General features: G+C 67.0%; 23 protein-coding genes. 10 read left to right on the top strand and 13 right to left on the bottom strand.

Translation table 11 applies throughout. The features are described 5' to 3' along the window. Nucleotides 1-15 precede the first annotated feature (15 nt). From MOM01_RS01730 to MOM01_RS01715, 4 genes are all read left to right on the top strand, one after another. Nucleotides 16-1,125 (top strand): ABC transporter ATP-binding protein, encoded by a 1,110-nt coding sequence (locus tag MOM01_RS01730; protein WP_241383654.1) that lies wholly within the window; start codon nt 16-18, stop codon nt 1,123-1,125. Further along, complete coding sequence (locus MOM01_RS01725; protein WP_241383653.1) at nt 1,122-1,766, top strand: ABC transporter permease; 645 nt, start codon at nt 1,122-1,124, stop codon at nt 1,764-1,766. Before MOM01_RS01730 ends, MOM01_RS01725 begins: the two co-directional genes overlap by 4 nt. Beyond that, the gene (locus MOM01_RS01720) at nt 1,763-2,437 is read left to right on the top strand and encodes an ABC transporter permease (protein ID WP_241383652.1); all 675 of its coding nucleotides are present in this window, start codon (nt 1,763-1,765) and stop codon (nt 2,435-2,437) included. Before MOM01_RS01725 ends, MOM01_RS01720 begins: the two co-directional genes overlap by 4 nt. Before the next feature lie 95 nt (nt 2,438-2,532). Beyond that, a complete protein-coding gene (locus MOM01_RS01715) occupies nt 2,533-2,973 on the top strand; it encodes a hypothetical protein (protein WP_241383651.1) in 441 nt (146 codons plus the stop codon). A 216-nt stretch (nt 2,974-3,189) separates the two neighbouring features. Here MOM01_RS01715 and MOM01_RS01710 read toward each other — a convergent pair whose 3' ends face one another. Beyond that, a complete protein-coding gene (locus MOM01_RS01710) occupies nt 3,190-4,050 on the bottom strand; it encodes an alpha/beta fold hydrolase (protein WP_241383650.1) in 861 nt (286 codons plus the stop codon). 187 nt (nt 4,051-4,237) lie between these two features. Then, nucleotides 4,238-5,563 (bottom strand): glutaminase, encoded by a 1,326-nt coding sequence (locus tag MOM01_RS01705; protein ID WP_241383649.1) that lies wholly within the window; start codon nt 5,561-5,563, stop codon nt 4,238-4,240. A gap of 87 nt (nt 5,564-5,650) precedes the next feature. On the opposite strand from MOM01_RS01705, the gene MOM01_RS01700 reads away from it, so the two are divergent. Beyond that, a complete protein-coding gene (locus MOM01_RS01700; protein ID WP_241384031.1) occupies nt 5,651-6,334 on the top strand; it encodes a phosphodiesterase in 684 nt (227 codons plus the stop codon). On the opposite strand, the gene MOM01_RS01695 is transcribed toward MOM01_RS01700, so the two are convergent. Then, complete coding sequence (locus MOM01_RS01695) at nt 6,327-6,821, bottom strand: hemerythrin domain-containing protein (protein ID WP_241383648.1); 495 nt, start codon at nt 6,819-6,821, stop codon at nt 6,327-6,329. The two genes, MOM01_RS01700 and MOM01_RS01695, sit on opposite strands and share 8 nt — an antisense overlap. A gap of 70 nt (nt 6,822-6,891) precedes the next feature. Then, on the bottom strand, nt 6,892-7,749 hold the full coding sequence (locus MOM01_RS01690) for a LysR family transcriptional regulator (protein WP_241383647.1): 858 nt from the start codon (nt 7,747-7,749) through the stop codon (nt 6,892-6,894). Between the two features lie 85 nt (nt 7,750-7,834). Here MOM01_RS01690 and MOM01_RS01685 point away from each other — a divergent pair, with 85 nt between their 5' ends. Both MOM01_RS01685 and MOM01_RS01680 read left to right on the top strand, forming a co-directional pair. Beyond that, nucleotides 7,835-8,845 (top strand): bile acid:sodium symporter family protein, encoded by a 1,011-nt coding sequence (locus MOM01_RS01685; protein WP_241383646.1) that lies wholly within the window; start codon nt 7,835-7,837, stop codon nt 8,843-8,845. Nucleotides 8,846-9,027: 182 nt separating this feature from the next. Then, entirely contained in the window at nt 9,028-9,981 is a 954-nt protein-coding gene (locus tag MOM01_RS01680) for a DUF808 domain-containing protein (protein ID WP_241383645.1), read from the top strand. 26 nt (nt 9,982-10,007) lie between these two features. On the opposite strand, the gene MOM01_RS01675 is transcribed toward MOM01_RS01680, so the two are convergent. From MOM01_RS01675 to rpsF, 7 genes are all read right to left on the bottom strand, one after another. Further along, on the bottom strand, nt 10,008-10,613 hold the full coding sequence (locus tag MOM01_RS01675) for a phosphoribosylanthranilate isomerase (protein ID WP_241383644.1): 606 nt from the start codon (nt 10,611-10,613) through the stop codon (nt 10,008-10,010). Between the two features lie 72 nt (nt 10,614-10,685). Continuing rightward, nucleotides 10,686-12,323 carry a DHA2 family efflux MFS transporter permease subunit gene (locus MOM01_RS01670; RefSeq protein ID WP_241383643.1) on the bottom strand — a complete coding sequence of 546 codons (1,638 nt, stop codon included), beginning with the start codon at nt 12,321-12,323 and terminating at the stop codon, nt 10,686-10,688. Between the two features lie 291 nt (nt 12,324-12,614). Next, nucleotides 12,615-14,816 carry a replicative DNA helicase gene (gene dnaB, locus MOM01_RS01665; RefSeq protein ID WP_241383642.1) on the bottom strand — a complete coding sequence of 734 codons (2,202 nt, stop codon included), beginning with the start codon at nt 14,814-14,816 and terminating at the stop codon, nt 12,615-12,617. Between the two features lie 488 nt (nt 14,817-15,304). Then, entirely contained in the window at nt 15,305-15,760 is a 456-nt protein-coding gene (gene rplI, locus MOM01_RS01660) for a 50S ribosomal protein L9 (RefSeq protein ID WP_241383641.1), read from the bottom strand. A 17-nt stretch (nt 15,761-15,777) separates the two neighbouring features. Beyond that, complete coding sequence (gene rpsR / locus MOM01_RS01655; protein ID WP_006550800.1) at nt 15,778-16,020, bottom strand: 30S ribosomal protein S18; 243 nt, start codon at nt 16,018-16,020, stop codon at nt 15,778-15,780. Between the two features lie 41 nt (nt 16,021-16,061). Next, a complete protein-coding gene (locus MOM01_RS01650) occupies nt 16,062-16,574 on the bottom strand; it encodes a single-stranded DNA-binding protein (RefSeq protein WP_241383640.1) in 513 nt (170 codons plus the stop codon). 64 nt (nt 16,575-16,638) lie between these two features. Continuing rightward, nucleotides 16,639-16,926 carry a 30S ribosomal protein S6 gene (gene rpsF, locus MOM01_RS01645; protein ID WP_006550802.1) on the bottom strand — a complete coding sequence of 96 codons (288 nt, stop codon included), beginning with the start codon at nt 16,924-16,926 and terminating at the stop codon, nt 16,639-16,641. A 152-nt stretch (nt 16,927-17,078) separates the two neighbouring features. Between rpsF and MOM01_RS01640 the strand changes: the two genes are divergently transcribed. Genes MOM01_RS01640 through MOM01_RS01630 form a run of 3 tightly spaced genes read left to right on the top strand, consistent with a single transcriptional unit; the run spans nt 17,079 to nt 19,413 of the window. Next, the gene (locus MOM01_RS01640; RefSeq protein WP_241383639.1) at nt 17,079-18,422 is read left to right on the top strand and encodes a glycosyltransferase 87 family protein; all 1,344 of its coding nucleotides are present in this window, start codon (nt 17,079-17,081) and stop codon (nt 18,420-18,422) included. Next, nucleotides 18,419-19,006, top strand: a complete 588-nt coding sequence (locus MOM01_RS01635; RefSeq protein WP_241383638.1) for a GNAT family N-acetyltransferase — start codon at nt 18,419-18,421, stop codon at nt 19,004-19,006. The genes MOM01_RS01640 and MOM01_RS01635 overlap by 4 nt, the downstream gene beginning before the upstream one ends. A gap of 26 nt (nt 19,007-19,032) precedes the next feature. After that, on the top strand, nt 19,033-19,413 hold the full coding sequence (locus MOM01_RS01630; RefSeq protein WP_374112252.1) for a DUF2752 domain-containing protein: 381 nt from the start codon (nt 19,033-19,035) through the stop codon (nt 19,411-19,413). A 49-nt stretch (nt 19,414-19,462) separates the two neighbouring features. Here the strand turns inward: MOM01_RS01630 and MOM01_RS01625 are convergent, their stop codons facing one another. Both MOM01_RS01625 and MOM01_RS01620 read right to left on the bottom strand, forming a co-directional pair. Then, nucleotides 19,463-19,864: an RNA polymerase subunit sigma-24 gene (locus MOM01_RS01625; protein ID WP_241383636.1), complete on the bottom strand. Its 402-nt coding sequence runs from the start codon at nt 19,862-19,864 to the stop codon at nt 19,463-19,465. A 109-nt stretch (nt 19,865-19,973) separates the two neighbouring features. Continuing rightward, nucleotides 19,974-21,566 (bottom strand): glycosyltransferase family 87 protein, encoded by a 1,593-nt coding sequence (locus tag MOM01_RS01620; RefSeq protein WP_241383635.1) that lies wholly within the window; start codon nt 21,564-21,566, stop codon nt 19,974-19,976. Between the last annotated feature and the right edge of the window lie 6 nt (nt 21,567-21,572).

Genomic DNA, 21,572 nt, shown 5'->3' with positions numbered 1-21,572 from the left:
CGGGAGCGGCGCCGCGTGATCACCTTCGACGACGTCGAGAAGAGTTATCCGGACGGAACCGTCGCGGTCGACGGCCTCACCCTCGAGGTGCCCACCGGCACCCTCACGGTCTTCGTCGGCCCTTCCGGATGCGGCAAGACCACATCACTGCGCATGATCAACCGAATGATCGAGCCCACGAGGGGCCGCGTCCTCGTCGGAGGCCGCGACATACGTGACGAGGATCCTCGGATCCTGCGGCGCGGAATCGGATACGTGATCCAGCATGCCGGCCTGTTCCCCCACCGCACGGTGGTCGACAACGTCGCCACCGTACCGCGCCTGCTCGGCGCGAGCCGGAAGCAGGCCAGGGCGACCGCAATGGATGTGCTCGCGCGCGTCGGGCTCGGAGAGGAACTCGCACAGCGCTATCCGGCGCAACTGTCGGGAGGGCAGCAACAGCGTGTCGGTGTGGCACGGGCCCTGGCGGCCGACCCGCCGATCCTGTTGATGGACGAGCCGTTCTCCGCAGTGGATCCGGTGGTCCGGAAGGAACTGCAGCAGGAACTGCTCCGCCTGCAATCGGTGATGGCCAAGACGATCGTGCTCGTCACCCACGACATCGACGAAGCGATCACCCTCGGCGACCGCGTGGCGGTGCTGCGGCCCGGCGGTGTGCTCGCGCAGTATGCGACGCCGGAGGAACTTCTCACCGCGCCCGCCGACGAGTTCGTCGCCGGTTTCCTCGGTGCCGAGCGAGGCGTGCGGCTCATGTCGTTCTTCTCGTCGGCCGACCTGCCGTTGCGCACCCAACCCGTCGTCACGCAGAGGGATGCCGAACGCGTCGACAGTGGGCGCTGGCATCTCGTCGTCGACGACGACAAGCGTCCCCTGGGGTGGACGAATGGTCCCGGTCGATCGGAATCGAGTTCGGTGGGAAGAACTTTCGTTCCCGGTCATGATTCGCTGCGAGCGGTGCTCGACGCGGCCGTACTCTCCCCTTCCGGCCACGCGGTGGCCGTCGACGGGGACGGGCGGGTCATCGGTGTGATCAGCGGGGAGGAGATCACAGCGGCGGCCCGTTCGTTGCACAGCAGCCGGCAGTCGGGCCTCGATTCCCCAGCTCGGACGGGAAAGCCGCGGTGAACCTGCGCATTCCCGGATATCTGGGAACGTTCTGGGAGTTGCTCGGAGACCATCTCCTCATGGCACTGGGGGCGTCCCTGCTCGGTTTGGTGATCGCGGTGCCGCTGGGAGCGGCATGTGTGCGGTGGCCGCGTGCGTATCCACCGGTACTGGCGATCTCCAGTGTCCTGTACTCCATTCCGTCGCTCGCCTTCTTCGTTCTCCTCATCGCGTTCACCGGGATCGGCCGCACCACGGTGATCCTGCCGTTGGCCGTCTACGCTCTGGCCGGACTCGTCCCCAACGTCGTGGACGGCCTGCGTGCCGTACCGGAGAGCGTCCGTCAGTCCGCGGTGGCCATGGGGTTCTCGACTCCCCGGCGGTTGTTCACGGTGGATCTGCCGCTCGCGATCCCCGCGGTCGTCGCCGGACTGAGGGTCGCCACGGTCGCGAACATCAGCTTGGTGAGCGTCGGGGCGTTGATCGGTATGGGCGCGTTCGGCTCGCTGTTCACCGCTTCGGTGCAGTTGAACCGGCCGGATCTGGCAGTCCTCGGTATCGCCGCGACGGTCGTGATGGCACTGGTCGTCGACGCGGTGCTGGTCCTCGTCCAGCGTCTTGCCACGCCGTGGATGCGCCGCACCTCGGGAGCCCGGCCGTGACGACGCTGCTGAATCATCTCGCCGAGTATTTCGGAGACGCCGCCAACTGGTCGGGACCTGCCGGTATCCCCACTCGCCTGCTGCAGCACTTCGGGTACACGCTGCTCGCGTTCGTACTCGCCGCCCTCCTCGCCTTGCCTGGCGGCTTGTGGACCGGGCACACCGGCCGAGGTGGTGTGCTGGTGTCGCTCACGGCGAATTCCGCGCGTGCACTCCCCACCTACGGACTGCTCGTGCTGCTGGTGGTGTTGTACGGGATCGGGCTGGTCCCGGTGCTGGTGCCACTGGTGGCGCTCGCCGTTCCTCCGATCCTCCTGAACTCGTACGAGGGGATCCGGGGGGTGGACCCGGCGTTGACGGACGCCGCCCGGGGAATGGGGATGACCTCGTGGCAGATCCTGATGCGGGCGCAACTGCCCGTTGCGCTGCCGCTCGTGCTCGTCGGGTTGCGCACCGCGGCGGTACAGATCGTCGCGACCGCCACGATCGCGGCGGCGGTGAGCTTCGGCGGAGTGGGAAGGCCCATCGTGGACGGCCTTGCGCGGAGTGATTACGCCCTGGTCGTGGGGGGTGCGGCCCTCGCGGCGATCTGCTCGCTGCTGGTGCTTGCGATCTTCTCGGTTCTCGGGCGTCTGGTGGTCTCCCCGGGCGTACGGGCGGCACAGCAGTAGACCGCACGCGACCCTGCGTCCGGCCCCCGGAACGTGTCGGTGGCCGGGCGCACACTACGGAGGAGACGGATTCCCATCGAGGAGGCGCAGGTGCGATGTATGCGCAACGCGATATCTACTTCGGCTGGACGTCTCGGCGAGTGCCCTTGTACTCGACCTCCACGATCGAGCCGGACATCCGATCCGACGACCGTGCTCCCTCGGGGGTGACACTCGACCGGATCCTGCCCGAGTCTCTCCTGCACGGCAGGCTGATCACCTTCCACGACGCCGAGGACGACAAGGACTACGTCGCCGTGACGGTCGGCGCGGTGGTGGGTGAGAACGACGTGCCGGTCCGGGCGGTGGCGGAGGAGACCCTCGTCCTCTTCGCTGCCCGGAGCGTGACGAACGGGATCCTCGTCGGGACCGAGGACGACGACCTCGACGAACGCGAGATCGACCGCCAGCTCCGCCTCGGCGGTCCCGTTCGTGATCTGCTGGAGTACATCGGCGCGAGATCTGTGGTCGTGGACTGGGCCGCTGCGGCGGCATGACGCGCCGATCCGTTCGTCTGCACCGGCTGTGCGGGCGAGTGGTACCGTCGTACCCGTCACCGTGACCAAACTGTGATATTCGAGGGTTGAGGGAACCCTGTCGGGGGTATTCGACCGCTCGGGTGTCGACGGGGACGGTGACCGGGAGTGGCGGTGCCGGACTGGATGCGAAGCCCGTCGGGGGCAGCCCGGTACCCGCCGCTTTCCTCTCGTATCTCAGCTCTCCGGGACGGCCGTGGACGCGAGCAGCGCCGGCACCTCGGCCGCCAGAAGATGACCTGCCCGGGGAACCGTGACGAAACGCGCCTCGATGTCGTGGGCAAGTTTGCGCAGGGCGTCCACCTGCACGAGTGGGTCGCGATCTCCCACGATCACCTCGACCGGGTGGCCACGCCAGCGTCGCAGCGCGGCCCGGTCGATCCTGGGCATGTTCGTCAGTGACGTGCAGTAGGCACCTACCCGGCAGAACCAGCGCAAGGTCTGCTCGTCGGGCTCGTAGCCGCTCCCGGCCAACGCACGAAGGTACCGTTCCGTGTTCTCGAGATTGGGCTCGTTGCGCCACTGCAACCCGGGGACGAGGGCGCGATGCCACCGGACGCGCGGCACGAGGCCCAGCGGCGCGGCGATCACCAGTTTCTCCACCCGGTCCACGTCCTCCACGGCGGCCGCCACCGAGGCCGACCAGCCCAGGCCGATCACCGGGACCCGCTCGACGCCGAGCGCATCGAGCACCTCGAGGAGCCAGTGCCCGTAGACGGAATGGACGCGCGTGTCGGGCCGGCCCCCCGCGCTCCCACCGGGAAGACCCGGGACGTCGACCAGCACCACCCGGTGCCGGTCGCCGAACCCGTCCGCGAGCAGACGCAGGCCCGCGGCGGGAAGGTCGCCGCCGGCGAGCACCACGATCGGAGGTGCAGTCGCAGGACCGGTGGTGAGGACGTACGTCTCTCCCAGCGATGTGCGAGCGACGTGCTCCTCGACAGGGCGCTGCCAGAAGGTCAGCAGCCCTGCACACGCGTGATGGATGACGCTGTCATCTCCGGGACAGCGATACGGCGAGCGTGTGAGCAACGCCATCACCCTCCTACCCGGACGACTCCGGGGACGACGAGGGACTCACAGGTGAACGGCATGAGTGGATCTTCTTTCTTCGGTACGACCATGTTTCGCCGACCAGCCTCCGGCACACCGCAGGACACCGTAGCCCAGTGCCGGGCGAGAATGCCAGCCCACCTTCTGCGAGGCTTCACAGCTGTCCCGCGAGTCACTTTCGTGCCGAATGTCCTCTCTCCGGTTCCGTCTGCGCGCCCGCATCCGGTTGCGATTCCTCGACGTCCTCCAGCGAGCCGTACACGCGGGGGCGGAAGCCGTAGCCCGCATCCGGGTCGGGCAATCGCTCGTCGGGATCGATGACGATCACTTCCGTTCCGTCGAGATGCAGCCTGCCGATCATCTCGAGCAGCATGCGGCGGCCGACGGACAGGATCGCGCGCACGAGAGACAGATCGAGAGCGAGACGCTTCGTCTCCACCGGTTCGTCGACGACCGCCCTGATGATCCCCTCGGAATTGGTGAAGTTGAGGTCGCCCTGCAACTCCAGAATCGTGAGGGCAGCGTCACCTTCGCCCACCACACGTCGCCGGCGCAACACCGAATGCGCGAGCATCGGCGCGTCCATCAGGTGCAGATTCATGTCCCGGGACAGCCGTCCGAACGCGGCGACGCCCTGCACGCTGGTGCCGTGCTCGTCCAGTCGAGGCGAGTAGGCGGCGATGCCCAGCTGACCGGGCAGGATTCCTATGATTCCGCCCGACACGCCACTCTTCGCCGGGATACCCACGGTGGAGAGCCAGTCCCCCGCCGCGTCGTACATTCCGCAGGTCGCCATGACCGACAGCACCTGCCGCACCACATCGCGCGAGAAGATCTGTTCACCGGTCACGGGCTGGATCCCGCCCGTCGCAAGGGTCGCGGCCATCATCGCGAGATCCTTCGTGGTGACCGTCACCGAACACTGCCGGATGTAACCCTCGACGATCTCGTCGGGATCGTCCTCGAACACTTCGTATCCGCGAAGAAGGTTGGCGATGGCCACGTTTCGATATGAGTTCTCGAGCTCGGAAGCAGCGACCTCCTCGTCGACGACGAGTTCGCGACCGGCCAGTGACGACAGGAGGGAACGGATCGATTCCACCGCCTGCTCGGACCGCCGGCCGTTCAGCACCAGTGCGTGTGCGGCGAGCGCACCGGCATTGATCATGGGGTTGAGCGGACGCCCGGTATTACGCTCGAGCGACACCTCGTTGAAGGCCTCACCGGAAGGCTCGACATCGATGACGTCGAGCACCTTCTCGAAACCTCTCTCCTGCAGCGCGAGACCGTACACGAAGGGTTTCGAGACGGACTGGATCGTGAATTCGGTCTCGTCATCCCCCACCGAATAGCTCGTCCCGTCGGCGGTCAGCAGCGAGATGGCGAACCGGTCCGGATCGACTCCCGCCAGTCCCGGGATATAGTCCGCGACCGCACCGGAGGTATCGGCACATCCGTCGAGGACTTCGGTCAGATAGTCCGGCAATGGTGAACGCATGTATCCCATCCTGGCCGAAACAGGTCGTGCCCGCGGACGAAGCGGGAGGGACGATTGAACCGGCAGCAGGACGGGTACGCCGTCCGCATGACCGCCCTGTCCTCGGTGCTGTCTGCGCCGTTCCGAGCCGGCTCCGCCCTGCGCGGAGCCCGGGTCTTCCACCCGCGCGGCGCGCTCTACGAGGGTGTCGCCGACCTCGACTCGGCCTGGTGGCCCCGGCAGATACCCCGCCGGACTCCGGTTCTCGCCCGGCTGTCGCGGGGAATCGGCACCCCCGGCGGATTACCGGACGTGCTGGGGCTGGCTCTGCGCTTTCCTCTCGAGCCCTGCCCGTGGGATGTCCTGCTCGCGTCCGCCTACCTTCCCGGCCGAGCGGTCCTGTTGCCGGCCCGCTCGTGGTCGAGCGCCAGGTACAGCACGCTCATGGCCTATCGGACCGAGACCGACCGCACTCCACGATGGATCACCGCCGTTCCGCGGGGGCTGCATTCGTCATCGACGACGTCGGTGGAGGCACTCGATGTTCCGATGCAGTTCTCGCTCCTGGTGGGCGCCGCCCGCGGCCCGCTGGAGCCGGCCGGGGTGCTGACACTGGAATCCGAACGCCCCGAGCAGAATTCGAATCAACCGTCCTTCGATCCCACCGTCCACTGTCCCGGATTTGTCGATCCGTGGCCGGCATGGCTCACCGGCACCCGCCGGGACGCCTATCGGGCGAGCCGGGCCGGGCGAGGCGCCTCCCTCGCCCGGCCTCAGCGCCCCGTCAGCTGATCACCGCATCGATCGTCTTCTTCAGTGCGGACGGCTGCGCGGGTGACCGCGGCGCCTTCTTCTTCATCTCCAGCATCCGCGCGCCGATGTCCTGCAATTGCTTCCGGCCGAGCGCCTCCCGCACCTTGGGGAACCACTCTTCTTCCTCCTCCTCGATGTGGTGCTCGACGTTCTCGATGAGAACGGTCGTCTTCGCGTCGAAACGCTCGGCGTCCGGCGACATTCCGGACAGCTCCATGACGAGCACATCGGCGACGTGGTGCTCCTCGTAGGATTCGAGGATGTCGGATTCGAGATCCGGGAGCAGGGAACGCACTTCGGGGTACATGCATTCGTTCTCGAGATAGGTGTGCACGGTGAGGGCCTCGATGATCCGGTCCACGATCCGGCCCTTCTCCTTCTCGCCCTCGGCTTTCCCGAAATCGCGGAAGAGCTTCTTGATCTCCTTGTGATCTTCCTTCAGCAACACGATCGCGTCTGTGGACACGGTTCCTCCTGCGGCGTGAGCACTTCCGCCCCCAGCGGGCGTGGCACAGGAATACCCGTCCGGGACACCGTCACACGCGCACACGATCGGCGTTGGCAAGGATGGCGGCCCGCAGAGCCTCTTCCGGCCCGCTCAGCACCGAGCGGCGCGCGACGAGCACGAACTCGATGTCACCGGCCTCGGGAAGCACACGCTGAGGATCACGTACCGGCACGAGGCCCGGCGGGGGAAGCCGCTCGGCGTGCAGGACCACACCGAGACCGGCGAGCGCCGCCGCCCGCAGGCCGTTGAGACTGTCGGTCGTGCATGCCACACGGACACCCCTGCCGCTGCGCTGGAGGACCTCGAGGGCGATGTCGCGGGTGAGCGCCGGCGACGGATAGGCCACCAACGGGGTCGGTTCGCCGGGGTCGAGGACGTAGTCCGGGGCGGCGAGGAAGACGAGCCGTTCACGGAAGATCACCTCACCGTGCCGGCTTCCCGGTCGGCGCTTGCCGAACACCAGGTCGAGTTCGTTGTCGTCGAGCCGGCGTTGCAGACCTTCACTGAGGTCGACGGTCAACTCGAGATCGATGCGGGGGTGACTGCGCCGGAACTCGGCCAGGATCGACGGCAGCTCGTAGAGCACGAGATCCTCCGACACCCCGAACCGCAACCGCCCGCTCAGCGACGACTCCGAGAAGTGCCTGCGGGCCGCATCGTGCCGGTCGAGGATCTCCCGGGCGAAGGCGACCATGTCGGCGCCGTCCGCCGTCAGCTCGACGTTGTGGGTGTCCCGCACGAAGAGGCGGCGCCCGATCTCCTTCTCGAGGCGGGCGACGTGCTGACTGACGGTCGACTGCCGCAGACCGAGCCGCTCGGCGGCGGCGGTGAATCCGCGCTCGCGCTCGACGGCGAGGAAGCTGCGCAGGTGGACCGGATCGAACACACCCACACTGTAATCACGGATCGTGATGACAGAAAACGCGGTTACCGCCTTCTGCAATGGTCTGCCGCTGTCGTACGGTCGATTCGTGCTCTCCAAGATCCCGATGCTCGGACGACTCGACCCGTTCCTGCTCGCCATCCTCCTGACCGTGCTCGTCGCCGCCCTCCTCCCGGCGGACGGGGTCGTGCTCGAGGGTGCGAACTGGGCCGCGAAGATCGCCATCGGACTGTTGTTCTTCCTGTACGGCGCTCGGCTGTCCACCCAGGAGGCCGTCGAGGGTCTCAAGCACTGGCGTCTGCACCTGACCATCCTCGCGACGACCTTCGTCGTCTTCCCCCTGCTCGGCCTTGCGGCGAAGGTCCTCGTGCCGTCCGTCCTCACCGATCCGCTCTATCTCGGTGTGCTCTATCTGTGCCTGCTGCCGTCAACCGTGCAGTCGGCGATCGCGCTCGTCTCCGTCGCACGGGGCAACATCCCGGGGGCCATCGTCTCCGCGAGCGCGTCGAGCCTCATCGGTATCGTCGCCACCCCGCTGCTGGTCGCGCTCACCATGACCACTCGAGGCGTCACCTTCAGCGCATCCGCGGTCGTCGACATCGTGCTCATGCTGCTCGTGCCGTTCGTCCTCGGGCAGCTTCTTCGACGCTGGATCGGCGCATGGGTCAAGGCGCACGGAAAACCACTCAAGCTCGTGGACCGCGGCTCCATCATGCTGGTCGTCTACGTGGCGTTCAGCCGTGGCATGAACGAGGGCATCTGGTCGATGATCTCCCTCGGCCGCCTTGCCGCACTGGTGGGCGTGTGTGCCCTGCTGCTCGCCGTCGTGCTCGCACTGACCTGGTATTCGTCCCGGGGTCTGCGTTTCGGCTACGAGGACCGTGTCGCGATCCTGTTCTGCGGCTCGACGAAGTCCCTCGCCACCGGATTACCCATGGCGATCGTCCTCTTCCCCGGGCAACCGATCGGGCTCATCGTGCTGCCCCTGATGCTGTTCCACCAGATGCAGTTGCTCGTGTGCGCCGTCATCGCCGCCCGGCTGGCGAAATCGGCACCCGGCCACGTTCCCCTCCGGCAGGTGTCGCCGACCACCTCGTGAAGCAGTTCCGCCGGTTCGGCGACCGTGTCCTCTGGGTACCCGCAGTTCTGCCGCGTCGAGCCGACCCGCCCACGGAAGGATCTGCGCGGTGAAGCACGGAGTCGTCCGGATTCGGTAGCGTTCGAGTCGGCTCGCGAAAACGCGTGCCGGTCTCTCGGCACTGCCGAACTGGGGAGGTTCCCGTGGCTGGTGGTCTCGTCGCCCTGCTGGACGACGTCGCGGTACTTGCGAAAGCAGCTGCGGCATCGATAGACGACATCGGGGCAGCGGCAGGCAAGGCCAGCATCAAGGCAGCAGGCGTGGTCGTCGACGACACGGCCGTCACCCCGCGCTATGTGCACGGCTTCTCACCCGAACGCGAACTGCCGATCATCCGCAAGATCGCGATCGGATCGATCCGCAACAAGCTCCTCATCATCCTGCCCGTCGCGATGCTCCTGAGTCAGTTCCTCCCTCAGGCGCTGCCCTATCTGCTCATCGCCGGCGGCCTGTTCCTCTGCTACGAGGGCGCGGAGAAGGTCTACGAAGCCCTGACCGGAGGCCACCACGAAGAGGAAGCCACCGCGGCGCAGAAGGGTCCCGAATTCGAGAAGGCGATGGTCGGCGGTGCGATCCGCACCGATCTGATCCTGTCCGCCGAGATCATGGTGATCTCACTGTCGTCCGTGGAGGACGAACCCTTCTTCACCCGCCTGGCCGTACTCGTCGTCGTCGCGATCCTCATCACCATCCTGGTGTACGGGGTGGTGGCACTGATCGTGAAGATGGACGATGTGGGACTGTCTCTTGCGCAACGTAAGTCGTCCTTCGTCCGGCGCGTGGGGCGGGGTCTCGTGACCACGATGCCCAGATTGATGACCGTGCTCACCGTGGTCGGGATCGCCGCGATGCTGTGGGTGGGCGGCCACATCCTGATCGTCAATGTCGGCGAAGCCGGATTCCATTGGCCTGCCGACCGCCTCCACGACCTCGAGCACTGGTTCGGTGAGCTCGTGCACGGTGGTGTCGGCGGGGTCCTGTCCTGGACCGCCGGAACCGTGGTGTCGGCTCTGGTGGGCCTCCTCGTGGGAGCGATCGTCGTCCTGATCATGCACCTGATACCGAGGCGGAAGAAGAACGCCGCCGCACACCACTGACACGCCCGATCCTCACGCCCGGCGGATCACCGGGTGTCGGCGCGCCGCACGGCCTCCGCGAACGCCCTCATCCGCGCCGGATCCTTCACACCCCGGCTCGATTCGATGCCACTGGAGACGTCGACACCCCACGCGCCGGACGTACCGATCGCCGTCACCACGTTGTCCGGATCCAGACCACCCGCCAGAATCCACCGGCCGGACGGCAGAGCGTCGCGGTCCCGCCAATCCCACGTCTCCCCGGCCCCGGCGACGGCGCCGTCGACGAGGAGCAGGTCGGCTCCGAAGTCCTCCGAGAGCATCTCGGCGCCGCCGGTGTTGACCGCGCGGATCACCGTCAGTCCTGCCTCGTGCAGCCGGCGCACGTCGTCCGCGGAGCGCAGGTCGTGCACCTGGACGTGATCGAGGTTCGCGGTCCGGGCAGTCGCAACGATCTCGTCGAGGGACATCCGCACGTACACCCCCACCGCCAGAACACCGTCCGGAACCCTCGAGCGCAGCTGCCTCCCACGGTCCGCGGACACCTGCCGAGGACTGTCTGCGAACACGAAACCGACCGCGTCGACGCCCAGTTCGACGGCGAGATCCACCGTCGCCTCGTCCCGCAACCCACACATCTTGACGAACGTCATCGCGCACCCTTCTCCTCGTCCGACCCGACGAGGATCGCACGAGCGGGCGAGGGGAGCAGTCGCTGCCTTCTCCTAGCCCGGCTCGCGGGGCTGCAACTGCGTGGCGGTCACCAGACCCGCAGTGAGGAAGGCCGCCGCGACGAAGAGCGACCACCGGGTGGCGTCGGCGAACCCCTCCGCCAGTCCCTCGGCGGTCTGGGGGCCGGCCGGCCCGAGCGAACCGTGATCCCCTTCGTCCCGGATGCGGGGGATGGTGCTGCCTGCCGAATCACGAGTGGAGTCGACGAGTGCCGTTGCCTCCTGCGGAGGAAGATTCACCGAGTCGAGTTCGTCGGGCAGATTGTGGGCGAGACCCAGTGACAATACGGTGCCCAGCAACGCCGTTCCGAGCGCTGCGCCGAGTTGTCGTGAGGTGCTCTGGGTGGCAGATCCCTGCCCGGATTCCGCCGGGGGAATATCGACGAGAACGGTCCCCGTGAGCTGTGCCGAAGCCAGGCCCAGACCGGCACCGTAGACCGCCAGCAGCAGTGCCAGGACCCACGTCGCCGACGACGTACCGAGATAGAAGGCGAAGGCCAGCACACCGACCACTTCGAGGGCCAGCCCGATCAGCACCGTGCGCGGTGCCCCGAAGGCCGCAGTCACCTGCCGGGCCGCAGCACCGGACACGAACGCGCCCGCCGCCATCACTGCGAGGACGTAACCGGAGCCGAGGGTGCTCAGACCGTAGGCGTTGACGAGGAAGAGGGGCAGCACCAGCAGAATTCCGAATTCACCGATGGCGACCGTCATCGCGGTGAAATTGCCCCAGCTGAAGGTACGGAAACGGAACAGGGTCAGATCCAGGATCGCCGACCGTCCCACCCGCGCCCGCCTGCGCTCCCACACCACGAACATCGCGAGTGCGAGGAGACCGATCGCTGCGAAGACCGGTGTGGCGGAGACCGGCGCGTCCTCCGACCACGTGAAGCCCGGCAACCTCAATTCCGCGACGGGCGTCCACCACCCGATGGTCTGGCCCTCGATGAGCGCGAAGATCAAGGCTCCGAACCCGATCATGCTCAACAGCACACCGACGATGTCCAGTCCCGGCGTATCGACCCTGGCCTTGGTCTCGGGAACGATCAGCAGTGCACCGATCACGACGACGGCCGCGATAGGAATGTTGACCAGGAAGATCCACCGCCATGTGAAGTACGTCGTGAGCCAGCCCCCGAGGAGCGGGCCGACGGCGGCCATGCCCGAGATCACCGCACCCCACACACCGAAGGCGATCGCGCGGTCGCGGCCGCGGAAGACTGCGTTGACGGTCGACAACGTGCACGGCAGCACGAGCGCACCGCCGAAACCCTGCACGACGCGGGCGAGGATCAAGGCGGTGGAACTGTCCGAACTCGCGGCCATGAGACTGCCCGCGAGGAAGATCCCGATGCCGACGACGAACAGCAACCGGCGGCCCACCCGGTCCGCGGTCCGCCCCGCCGCAAGGAGGAGAGCAGCGAACACGATCGAATAAATACTGTTGATCCACTGCGCGTCCGTGAGATCGAGATTCAGATCGTCGATGATGACCGGCAGGGAGACGTTGACGATGGTGCCGTCGACGACGATCAGCGACAGCCCCGCGGCCAGAACGACCAGTGCCAGCCAGTCGCGCCGGTTCGCCCGCTCTTCGTCGGGTTCGGTGAGTTCGGATGCTTCTCCACCCACGGATCTCACCTCCCTTCACGGACCGTCTTGTGCGGCAGGAGGCTTCGAGGACATTCCCGGGATCCGAAAGTGTCGTGGCGGGACCCGGGACACCGATCTACGTCGAAGCATGTCGCGGCGGAGGCACGAACCCGCCGCGGCAACTCCTCGCGTCCAGTACACACCCGGCCGCCGACTTCCGCAGTCGATCAGGAAATCCTCCACCCGCCGGGAAGACGACGGCACGCCGACACGGCAGTAGTGAATATGCCGACACGGCAGTGGTCGAACATGCCGACACGGCAGTGGTTGTCAGCCCCGGGCCATGTCCACGAACCGCGACAGGTGCAGCTGATGCGCCACGGTGATCGTCGCCGTCGGCCCGTTGCGGTGCTTGCCGACGATGAGGTCGGCCTCGCCGCCACGGGGATCGTCGCGCTCGAAGGCGTCGGGGCGGTGCAGCAGGATCACCATGTCGGCGTCCTGCTCGAGCGATCCCGACTCACGCAGATCGGAGACCATCGGTCTCTTGTCGGTGCGCTGCTCCGGACCACGGTTGAGCTGACACACGGCCACGACCGGAACCTCGAGCTCCTTCGCGAGAAGCTTGAGGCTACGCGAGAATTCGGACACCTCCTGCTGGCGCGACTCGACCTTCTTTCCGGAGGTCATCAGCTGCAGGTAGTCGACGACGATGAGGCGGATGTCGTGCTTCTGCTTGAGCCGCCGAGCTTTTGCGCGAATCTCCATCATCGTGAGGTTCGGCGAGTCGTCGATGAACAGCGGCGCCTCGCTGATCTCGCTCATACGGCGGGCGAGCCGCGTCCAGTCGTCGTCCGTCATACGACCGGAACGCATGTCGCCGAGCTTGATCTTCGCCTCGGCGGACAGCAGGCGCATGACGATCTCGGTCTTGCCCATCTCGAGAGAGAAGATCACCGAGGCCATGCCGTGCTTGATGGAGCACGAACGCATGAAATCCATGCTGAGCGTGGAGTTGTGGGTGGGCACCATCGCGCGACCCGCCAGATACATGTGCTCGCCGTCGACCTCGACACACCGCACCGGGACCGATGGCACCGGGCGGACCGCCACGATACGACGTTCGCGCGGCGCCTCGACCCGGCACTCCTTGTGCCGCACAGCCTTGCTGGGCAGGACGAAGACGTCGTCGACGGTGGTGAACGAGATCTCGCAACCGCTCACGAGCGGCACGTAACCGAGGCCGGCGAGGAGTTCGGCGACGTCGTCGGCCAGCTGTACGGACGATGCGGTGAACCGGATCGTGCCGTCGTCGGCGATGTCTCCGCCGGCGTCGAGCAGGCCCGCGAGCAGTTCGCGGCGTTGCTGTTCGGACGCTCGCTGGTACTCGGCGGGAATGTGAGCCCCGAGAGCCACGAGGGCACCGGTGAAGCCGCCCTCCCCGTCGACACGCATGTGCAGTTCGGGATCCGACGACGGCCCCCCGAGCCACGCTCCGAGCGTGAAGGGGGAGACGGGCACTTCTGCGGCCGGGAGCGAGAGGGCTTCGGCATTCGTCACGACGTGCTCGGCCTCGGCGGTGGCGAAGAGTTCGCCGGTGGTGCGGATCGTGCCGTCGCCGGTGCGCCACTGATGCTGTTCGTCCGCGACGATCACGGTGCCGTCGGAGAACACGACGTCGAAACACGGACGGTCGTGCATGACCTCGGTGGCAGCGAGGACACGAGTGGGACGGCCGTCGGCGCCGAGGAGTTCGTCGCCCACCCGGACCTCGCCCATCGTGGTCCAGCCGGTAGGAGTGGGCAGGGGAGTGTCGAGTGCGAGGGCCTTACCGACACCGGGCCGTGCCGCCACGATGATCATCTGGCCGGCGTGGAGACCGTTGGTGAGCTCGTCGAGTTCGGCGAAGCCGGTGGGCACGCCCAGCGAGATACCGCCACGGCTGGCGATGGAGTCGATCTCGTCCATCGTGGGCTGCAGGAGTTCCTCGAGGGGGACGAAGTCCTCGGTGGTGCGCCTCTCGGCGACCTCGAAGACCTCGGCCTGGGCCCGGTCGACGACCTCGGCGACGTCCTGTCCCTCGGCACCTGCGTAGCCGTACTGGACGATGCGGGTACCGGCCTCGACGAGCCGGCGCAGGATGGCCTTCTCCGCGACGATCTCGGCGTAGTAGCCGGCATTGGCGGCGGTGGGAACCGTCTGGGTGAGGGTGACGAGATAGGCCGCACCGCCGAGGCGTTTGAGTTCTCCGCGCCGATCGAGTTCGGCCGACACCGTGACGGGGTCGGCCGGTTCGCCGCGGCTGTAGAGATCGAGGATCGCGTCGTACACCACCTGGTGTGCAGGACGGTAGAAGTCGCCGGGGCGGAGCACCTCGAGGACGTCCGCGATGGCGTCCTTGCTCAGCAGCATGCCGCCGAGCACGGACTGCTCGGCCACGAGATCCTGCGGGGGTTGCCGACCGAAATCCCCACCCGGCTCCTCGGGAGGTCCCGGATAGTCGGGATTGCCACGATCGTCGACGACGGCCACTGCAGTGCCTGCCCTTCCTCCACATGTCCCCGCTCGACCCGTCACGGACCGGCGGATAACTGCACGCACTCCCGGTATCGGTATCCGGGTTCGTGTCCGGTTGTACTCGCCCCTACCGACATCCTGGGTGGAGTCGTGCGCCCGACGTTAGGGATCGGGATGACCGTCCACAACTCGGGTTGTGCACACAGCTGGGGATGAATTGTGGAAAGGGGAGGCCACCCTTGTGCACCGGATGTGGACAACCTGGGGACAACACATCTCACATATCCGATCTCCGCAGGTAGGAGCCGAAAAATCGCTGTTCACAGCTGTGGAGGAAAAGAATTTCGGCGTGTTGTCGGCCCGGGCGTGTTCACCCTTTCGTTCCCCGAACGACATTCAGGCGAGTCACAACGGTGTGGTTTACCCCCGGCTTTATCCACAGGCTGTGCACATACGACGAGGAGCCCCACGCCGGGCAGGCGCGGGGCTCCTCGGGGCCGGAATCAGGCAGCCACGACGTTCAGCGTGAACTTCGCGGTGACATCCGGGTGCAGCTTCACGACGATCTGGTGCTTACCGGTCGCCTTGATGTGAGCCTTGGGCAGCTCGACGATGCGCTTGTCGACCACCGGGCCACCGGCAGCCTTGAGAGCACCGGCGACATCGGCAGCGGTGACCGAGCCGAACAGCTTGCCCGAGTCGCCCGAGGTCTTGACCGTCAGCGAGACGTCCTCGAGACCCTCGATGGCGGCCTTGAGCTCCTGGGCGTGCTCGAGGCCACGCACGGCGCGGGCCTCCTGAGCACGGCGGATGCCCTCGACCTGCTTCTGGGCACCGCGGGTGGCGACGATCGCCAGGCCGCGAGGCAGCAGGTAGTTGCGGCCGTAGCCGTCCTTGACCTCAACGGTGTCGCCAGGCGCACCGAGGTTGTCCACGTCAGCAGTAAGGATGAGCTTCATCGTGTCCCTCCCTTTCCTCAGCGAGTCGTCGAGACGTAAGGGAGCAGAGCCACCTCACGAGAGTTCTTCACAGCGACAGCGACATCGCGCTGGTGCTGCACGCAGTTGCCGGTGACACGACGAGCGCGGATCTTGCCGCGATCGCTGACGTACTTGCGCAGCAGCGTCGTGTCCTTGTAATCGATCTGCACGTTCTTTTCTTTGCAGAAGGTGCAGACCTTCTTCTTCAAAACCTTCTCGCGCGCTGGCGACTTAGGCATGGTCTTTCTCCGTAATTCGAGGAAGTTCGATCGAGGTCCGATCAGAACGGAGGCTCGTCGTCCCCGGAGCCGCCGAACGAGCCGGCCTGCGGGGCGTCGCCCCACGGGTCGTCTCCGCCGACGTTCGCGGTGGGACGGCCACCGCCCGATCCACCGGAGGAACCACCGAAGCCGCCTCCGCCACCACCGCGGCCGGCCTTGGTGACCTTGGCCGTGGCGTAGCGGAGCGAGGGGCCGATCTCGTCGACCTCGAGCTCCACGACAGTGCGCTTCTCGCCTTCACGCGTTTCGTAGCTGCGCTGCTTGAGCCTGCCCTGCACGATCACGCGCGAGCCGCGGGTCAAGCTCTCGGCCACGTTCTCCGCTGCCTCACGCCAGATGTTGCAGCGGAGGAACAGAGCCTCGCCGTCCTTCCATTCGTTGGACTGACGGTCGAACACGCGGGGCGTGGATGCGACGGTGAAGTTCGCAACCGCGGCACCCGCGGGGGTGAAACGCAGCTCGGGGTCGGCGGTCAGATTGCCGACCACGGTGATGACGGTGTCGCCTGCCATGTGGTTCCTCCTGCAGTGTGTGGAGTCCTGATGCGCCAGAGCCTACGGCCCGGCGCCGACAGGCTCACTTGCCGTGGCGCAGAACCTTGGTGCGGAGCACCGACTCGTTCAGACCGAGCTGGCGATCCAGCTCCGCAACGGCGGCGGGCGTCGCGCTGATGTCGATCACCGCGTAGATGCCTTCGCTGTTCTTGGCGATCTCGTACGCGAGACGACGCTTACCCCACACGTCGACCTTGTCGACCTTGCCGCCTTCCTGGCGAATAACGTTGAGGAACGTCTCCAGCGAGGGAGCGACGGTGCGCTCGTCCAGGCTGGGGTCCAGGATGATCATCAATTCGTAATGACGCATAAGACCTCATCACCTCCTATGGACTGTGAACGGTCACGGACGGTCCGTGACAGGAGGGTCGTTGCGTCAGCAACCCATGAAGGGTACACGACGGCCGTGCGACCAGCGAAATCGCATCCTTCGCGCACGGGGCATTGCCCTAGGGTGAGGACATGCGCACGAGCTCCAGGACCGTCTCGCTCGTCGTCGTCCTGACGTGCGCGGTGACGATGTGGCTCGGCTATCTCAACAAGGCCCGTTGTGCCGGAGCACCGTTCGACGCCGAGGGCCGCACGGTGCGATTCGAGGCGGTCAAGGATGCGAACGTCTGCTATTCCGACATCCAGCAGTTGTGGATCGGCCGTGGCATCAACGTCCATCTGTTTCCCTTCGTCGACGGCGGAATCACCGATTCGGGAGTGCTGACCGGGGGCACGGTGGAGTATCCGGTGCTCAGCGGGGTCCTCATGTGGATCGGCGCGATCGGGGCACATACCGACGCGCAATTCCTCCTGCAGTCGGCGCTCCTGCTCGCTCCCTTCGGCCTGATCACGGCGTGGCTGCTCGGCCGGTTGGCGGGATGGGCGGCACTGGCGTGGTCGGCCACCCCGCCACTGGTCCTCTACGCCTTCCTCAACTGGGAACTTCCGGTCGTCGCGGTCACCGTCGCCGCCGTCGCGGTGATGGGGATCGAACGCTGGTCGTTGCGTACTCGCGCGGTACTCGCAGCGGCACTGCTGGGTGTGGGCTTCTGCCTCAAGCTCTATCCGGGGATCTTCGTCCTGCCGCTGATCGCGTACGTCTTCACCGGTGGTTCCTCTCCCGACCGGAAGCGGGACGTCCGCGGGGCCCTCGCCGTGGCCGGCACCGCGGCCGGGACGGTCCTGGCGATCAATCTGCCCTTCATGGTTCTCGGCTACGAGGGCTGGCGTGCCTCCTTCACTTTCCAGCAGCACCGCGAGTCGGACGGAACAAGCAACTCGATCTGGTACTGGGGTCTGCGACCGCTGCTCGGCGGTTACAGCGAATACGAGAACACCCCCCAATACAACGACCTGGTCTCCCAGCTGTCACCGGCGCTCGTCGCTGTGTCCTTCGCCCTCGCCCTGTGGCTCGGATGGCGCCTGTATCTCCGCGACGGCACCTACCCGTGGCTCGGCACGAGCGCCGCCATGCTGTGCGGATTCCTGCTCTTCCACAAAGTGCACTCACCGCAGTACACCCTGTGGCTGCTACCGCTGTTCGTCCTCCTCCGTGTGCCGTGGAGCCTCGTCGCCGCATATCTGCTCGCAGATCTGTCCATCGGAATCGGAATCTTCCGATGGTTCACCGCGACCGTCGGCGAGACCGGCATGACCCTGCCGCTCGTGCTCGTCCACTTCGGTGTGTGGGGCCGCGCGGTCCTGCTGCTCGTGCTGTTCTTCGTCTTCCCGCGCGTACCACGGCGGGACCCCCGGCAGCACCGGAAACGACCGGACGACGATCGACGGCCGACCGCCACGGGAGGAGTGCGATGAACGGGCGATGGGCTGAGCATCCCGTCCTCGACGGTGCACGTGTCCGACTCGAACCTCTCGACGAGTCGCACGCGGCCGGGCTGCTCGATGCGGCGGACGATCCGGACACCATCTTCCCGTGGGCGTCCACCGAGATCCGCGATCTCGCCGGCGCACGCGCATTCGTCCGCGCGGCCGCGGTCGATCCCGGGCGCCTGGCCTACGCGATCATCGACAGGACCACCGGCACGGTCGTGGGTTCGACGTCGTACTACTCGCTCGAACCCACCCACCGGACACTCGTCCTCGGCTACACCTGGCTGTCGACACGAGTGCAGCGCACCCATGTGAACAGCGAATCGAAACTCCTTCTGCTGCAACGCTCCTTCGACGATCTCGGCGTCGTACGCGTCACGTGGCACGTCGACGAGCGCAACACCCGTTCCCGCGAGTCGCTGCGCCGGCTCGGCGCCACCGAAGAAGGTCTGCTCCGTAAGCACCGCAGGCGCCGGGACGGCAGCTGGCGGACCACGGCTCTGTTCTCCCTCACCGACGACGAGTGGCCGCAGGTACGCGATCGGCTCGGAAAGCGCCTCGCACGATGAGAACGAGGCGTGCCCTCGCAGCTCCCATGGCGGTCGCCGTGGGCGCGATCGCGGTGTGCGCGACGGTGGCGTGGGCGGACCCGACCACGCCGGGCGGGGTCATTCCACCCTGTCCGACCTATTCGATGTTCGGAATCCTCTGTCCCGGTTGCGGTTCGTCGAGAATGCTGTATTCGCTTCTCCACTCGGACCTGCCGGCGGCGCTGCACTACAACGCCCTGGGACTCGTCGCTCTGCTCGTCCTGGCCCTGGTCTTCGGGCTGTGGACGGTGAACCGGCTGCGGGACACCCCGATGCTGCGATGGACGCGATACCGGTGGACCCCGCACCTCGTGCTGACCCTGACGGTGGTGTGGTTCGTCGTGCGCAATATTCCGGTCGCGCCGTTCACCGCCCTTCGGATCTGATCGGGCGGGACCGGCCAGGCGACCAGGATCGCGATGCCCGCAGCGGGATTCAGGCCGCTCGCAAGGACGTCAGCGCGGCGTGTTGTTCGAGCGCGACCCGTCCCGGCGCGACCGCCAGAGCCACTGCGGTCTGCCTCGGATCGAGCCCCACGATCGTGCGGAGGATGAGAATCTCCTGCTGGAGCCGGGTCAGGCGGTTCGCCCGGGTGAGCACGAACTCGGTGTCCGTGGCGTCGGCGACCACGGTGTAGGCCAGACGCAGGAACGGCCGGTCGGCACCCGAGGGCGCAGCGAGCTCGGCGAGGACGGCGCGACAGGCATCGAGGGCGAGACGGTCGGCGTCTGCGAACGTCGCTCCGGCCGCCCGTGCCCGGGCACGGCAGTAGGCGACGACCGGGGGGTGCAGATCGCGCAGCAATCGGGGGATCGCGGTGGCGTCGCCGGCAGCCACCGTCCAAGCCGATTCGCATGTCGTGAAGTGCGACGTGGTGACGTCCGCCCCGGCCCCGAATCCCGACCCGCCGCTCGCCATACTCCCCCCTCGGTTCTCACCTGCGAGCCTAGGGCGACGGCGTCCCCTCCGGAATCCACCGTTCGGATGATTGTCCACTCGTCTCCCGTTGGTGGGCGGGCCGCACTCTGTCGGGGAGCCACCGCGGCGGACGGTCGGGCGCCTGGTCGAGTACCCCTCCCACGGGATCGTCGACGAAGCCGTAGCGGACGGGATCCTTGACCGGATTCCGGATCTGCCACAGCACCACCGCACACAACGCCACCACAGCGACGTCACGCAGGAAGACCGTGGCGGTGAACCACTGTTCGGGCAGCCCTTTCTGATCGGGGCCGAGGTAGTAGTACATGCGCGGAACCCACACCAGTGCGTCGATCGTCATCCAGGCGAGCAGCGCGCGACGATGAGGCACGGCCAGCACGGCGAGCGGCACCAGCCACAGCGAGTACTGCGGACTCCACACCTTGTTGGTGAGCAGGAATGCCGCGACCAGGAGGAAACACAACTGCGCCAGGCGCGGACGCCGGGGGGCGGTGAGCCCGATCCACCCGATCGCCACGCACGCTACGGCGAACAACACCAGCGAGACGACGTTGAAGGTGGAGGCCGACCAATCCGGCCAGCCCAGGAACGAACGCAGCACGTTGTAGATCGAATCCGGATCCGCTCCACGATCGGAGTTGAGCCGGAAGAACTCCGCCCACCCCTGGGGATAGAGCACCATGATCGGCAGATTCACGACCAGCCACGCGGCCGCCGCGGCACCGGCGGTCCGGCCGAACGCGCCCAGCCGGCCGGTGCGCAGACACAACACCAGCAGAGGGCCCAGCAACAACAGCGGGTACAACTTCGTGGCCGCGCCGAGACCGAACAGCACACCCGCCAGGACGGGTCTCCGTCTGGCCCACGCGAGCAGGCCCCCGGCGGCGAACGCCGTGGCCAGAGCATCGAAATTCGTGAAGGCGTGGACCACGACCAGTGGTGACGCCGCGACGAGAGCGGCGTCCCAGATCCTCCGGCCCGCCGACATCGCGGTGGCCCACACCGTGACGAGCCATGCGAACCCGAGACCCACCGCGACGACGGAGAAGTAGATCGCCACCTGGAGACCTCCGGGCAGCCACGGTGTGGCATCCCACGCCTTCGCGATACGCATCGAGCCGTACTGATAGAGGCCCGCGAGCACCGGATATTCCATGTAGCGGGTCTGCATCTGCCCGTCCGGGCCGGGTTCCTCCCAGGACGTCCGGTACGGGAAGGCTCCCTCCGAGAGCCGTTCCGCGCCGTAGAGCGGAACGATGTCGGAATAACACAGCGCCACGTACTGGCGGTTGCCGCTCCAGTCCAGGCCGAGCTCGCCGGCGGGCCCGACCGGCCCCTGCTGGATGCATGCGGCCTTGGTGAACCAGCCGAAGGCGAGGAAGACGACCGCGAGCAGCAGCATCGCTCGCAGGGGAGTGAAGAAACGGGTGCGGCCGAGCACCGCGTGGCGGCCTACCGGACCGCCGATCACCGTGCTCAACCGCGACACCATCGGGTCGGTGCGCCCTGGGGTGTCGCGCCAGTCCAGGGAACGACGATCCTCGGCCGGCGGTGCTGCGGACACCACCGGCCGGGCGTCGGTTTCCCGGTCGTCGCTCACGCGGCG

The organism is Rhodococcus sp. CH91, assembly GCF_022554085.1.
Classification (GTDB): Bacteria; Actinomycetota; Actinomycetes; order Mycobacteriales; family Mycobacteriaceae; genus Rhodococcus.
This window is presented reverse-complemented; position numbering and strand designations above follow the sequence as displayed.

What these genes read in the sequence shown, in the direction of transcription:
- MOM01_RS01715 (WP_241383651.1), top strand. Translation starts at nt 2,533, where the DNA reads ATGTATGCGCAACGCGATATCTACTTCGGCTGGACGTCTCGGCGAGTG.
- MOM01_RS01710 (WP_241383650.1), bottom strand. Translation starts at nt 4,050, where the DNA reads ATGGCGTTGCTCACACGCTCGCCGTATCGCTGTCCCGGAGATGACAGC.
- MOM01_RS01705 (WP_241383649.1), bottom strand. Translation starts at nt 5,563, where the DNA reads ATGCGTTCACCATTGCCGGACTATCTGACCGAAGTCCTCGACGGATGT.
- MOM01_RS01700 (WP_241384031.1), top strand. Translation starts at nt 5,651, where the DNA reads ATGACCGCCCTGTCCTCGGTGCTGTCTGCGCCGTTCCGAGCCGGCTCC.
- MOM01_RS01675 (WP_241383644.1), bottom strand. Translation starts at nt 10,613, where the DNA reads ATGACGTTCGTCAAGATGTGTGGGTTGCGGGACGAGGCGACGGTGGAT.
- rplI (WP_241383641.1), bottom strand. Translation starts at nt 15,760, where the DNA reads ATGAAGCTCATCCTTACTGCTGACGTGGACAACCTCGGTGCGCCTGGC.
- rpsR (WP_006550800.1), bottom strand. Translation starts at nt 16,020, where the DNA reads ATGCCTAAGTCGCCAGCGCGCGAGAAGGTTTTGAAGAAGAAGGTCTGC.
- MOM01_RS01650 (WP_241383640.1), bottom strand. Translation starts at nt 16,574, where the DNA reads ATGGCAGGCGACACCGTCATCACCGTGGTCGGCAATCTGACCGCCGAC.
- rpsF (WP_006550802.1), bottom strand. Translation starts at nt 16,926, where the DNA reads ATGCGTCATTACGAATTGATGATCATCCTGGACCCCAGCCTGGACGAG.
- MOM01_RS01640 (WP_241383639.1), top strand. Translation starts at nt 17,079, where the DNA reads ATGCGCACGAGCTCCAGGACCGTCTCGCTCGTCGTCGTCCTGACGTGC.
- MOM01_RS01635 (WP_241383638.1), top strand. Translation starts at nt 18,419, where the DNA reads ATGAACGGGCGATGGGCTGAGCATCCCGTCCTCGACGGTGCACGTGTC.
- MOM01_RS01630 (WP_374112252.1), top strand. Translation starts at nt 19,033, where the DNA reads ATGGCGGTCGCCGTGGGCGCGATCGCGGTGTGCGCGACGGTGGCGTGG.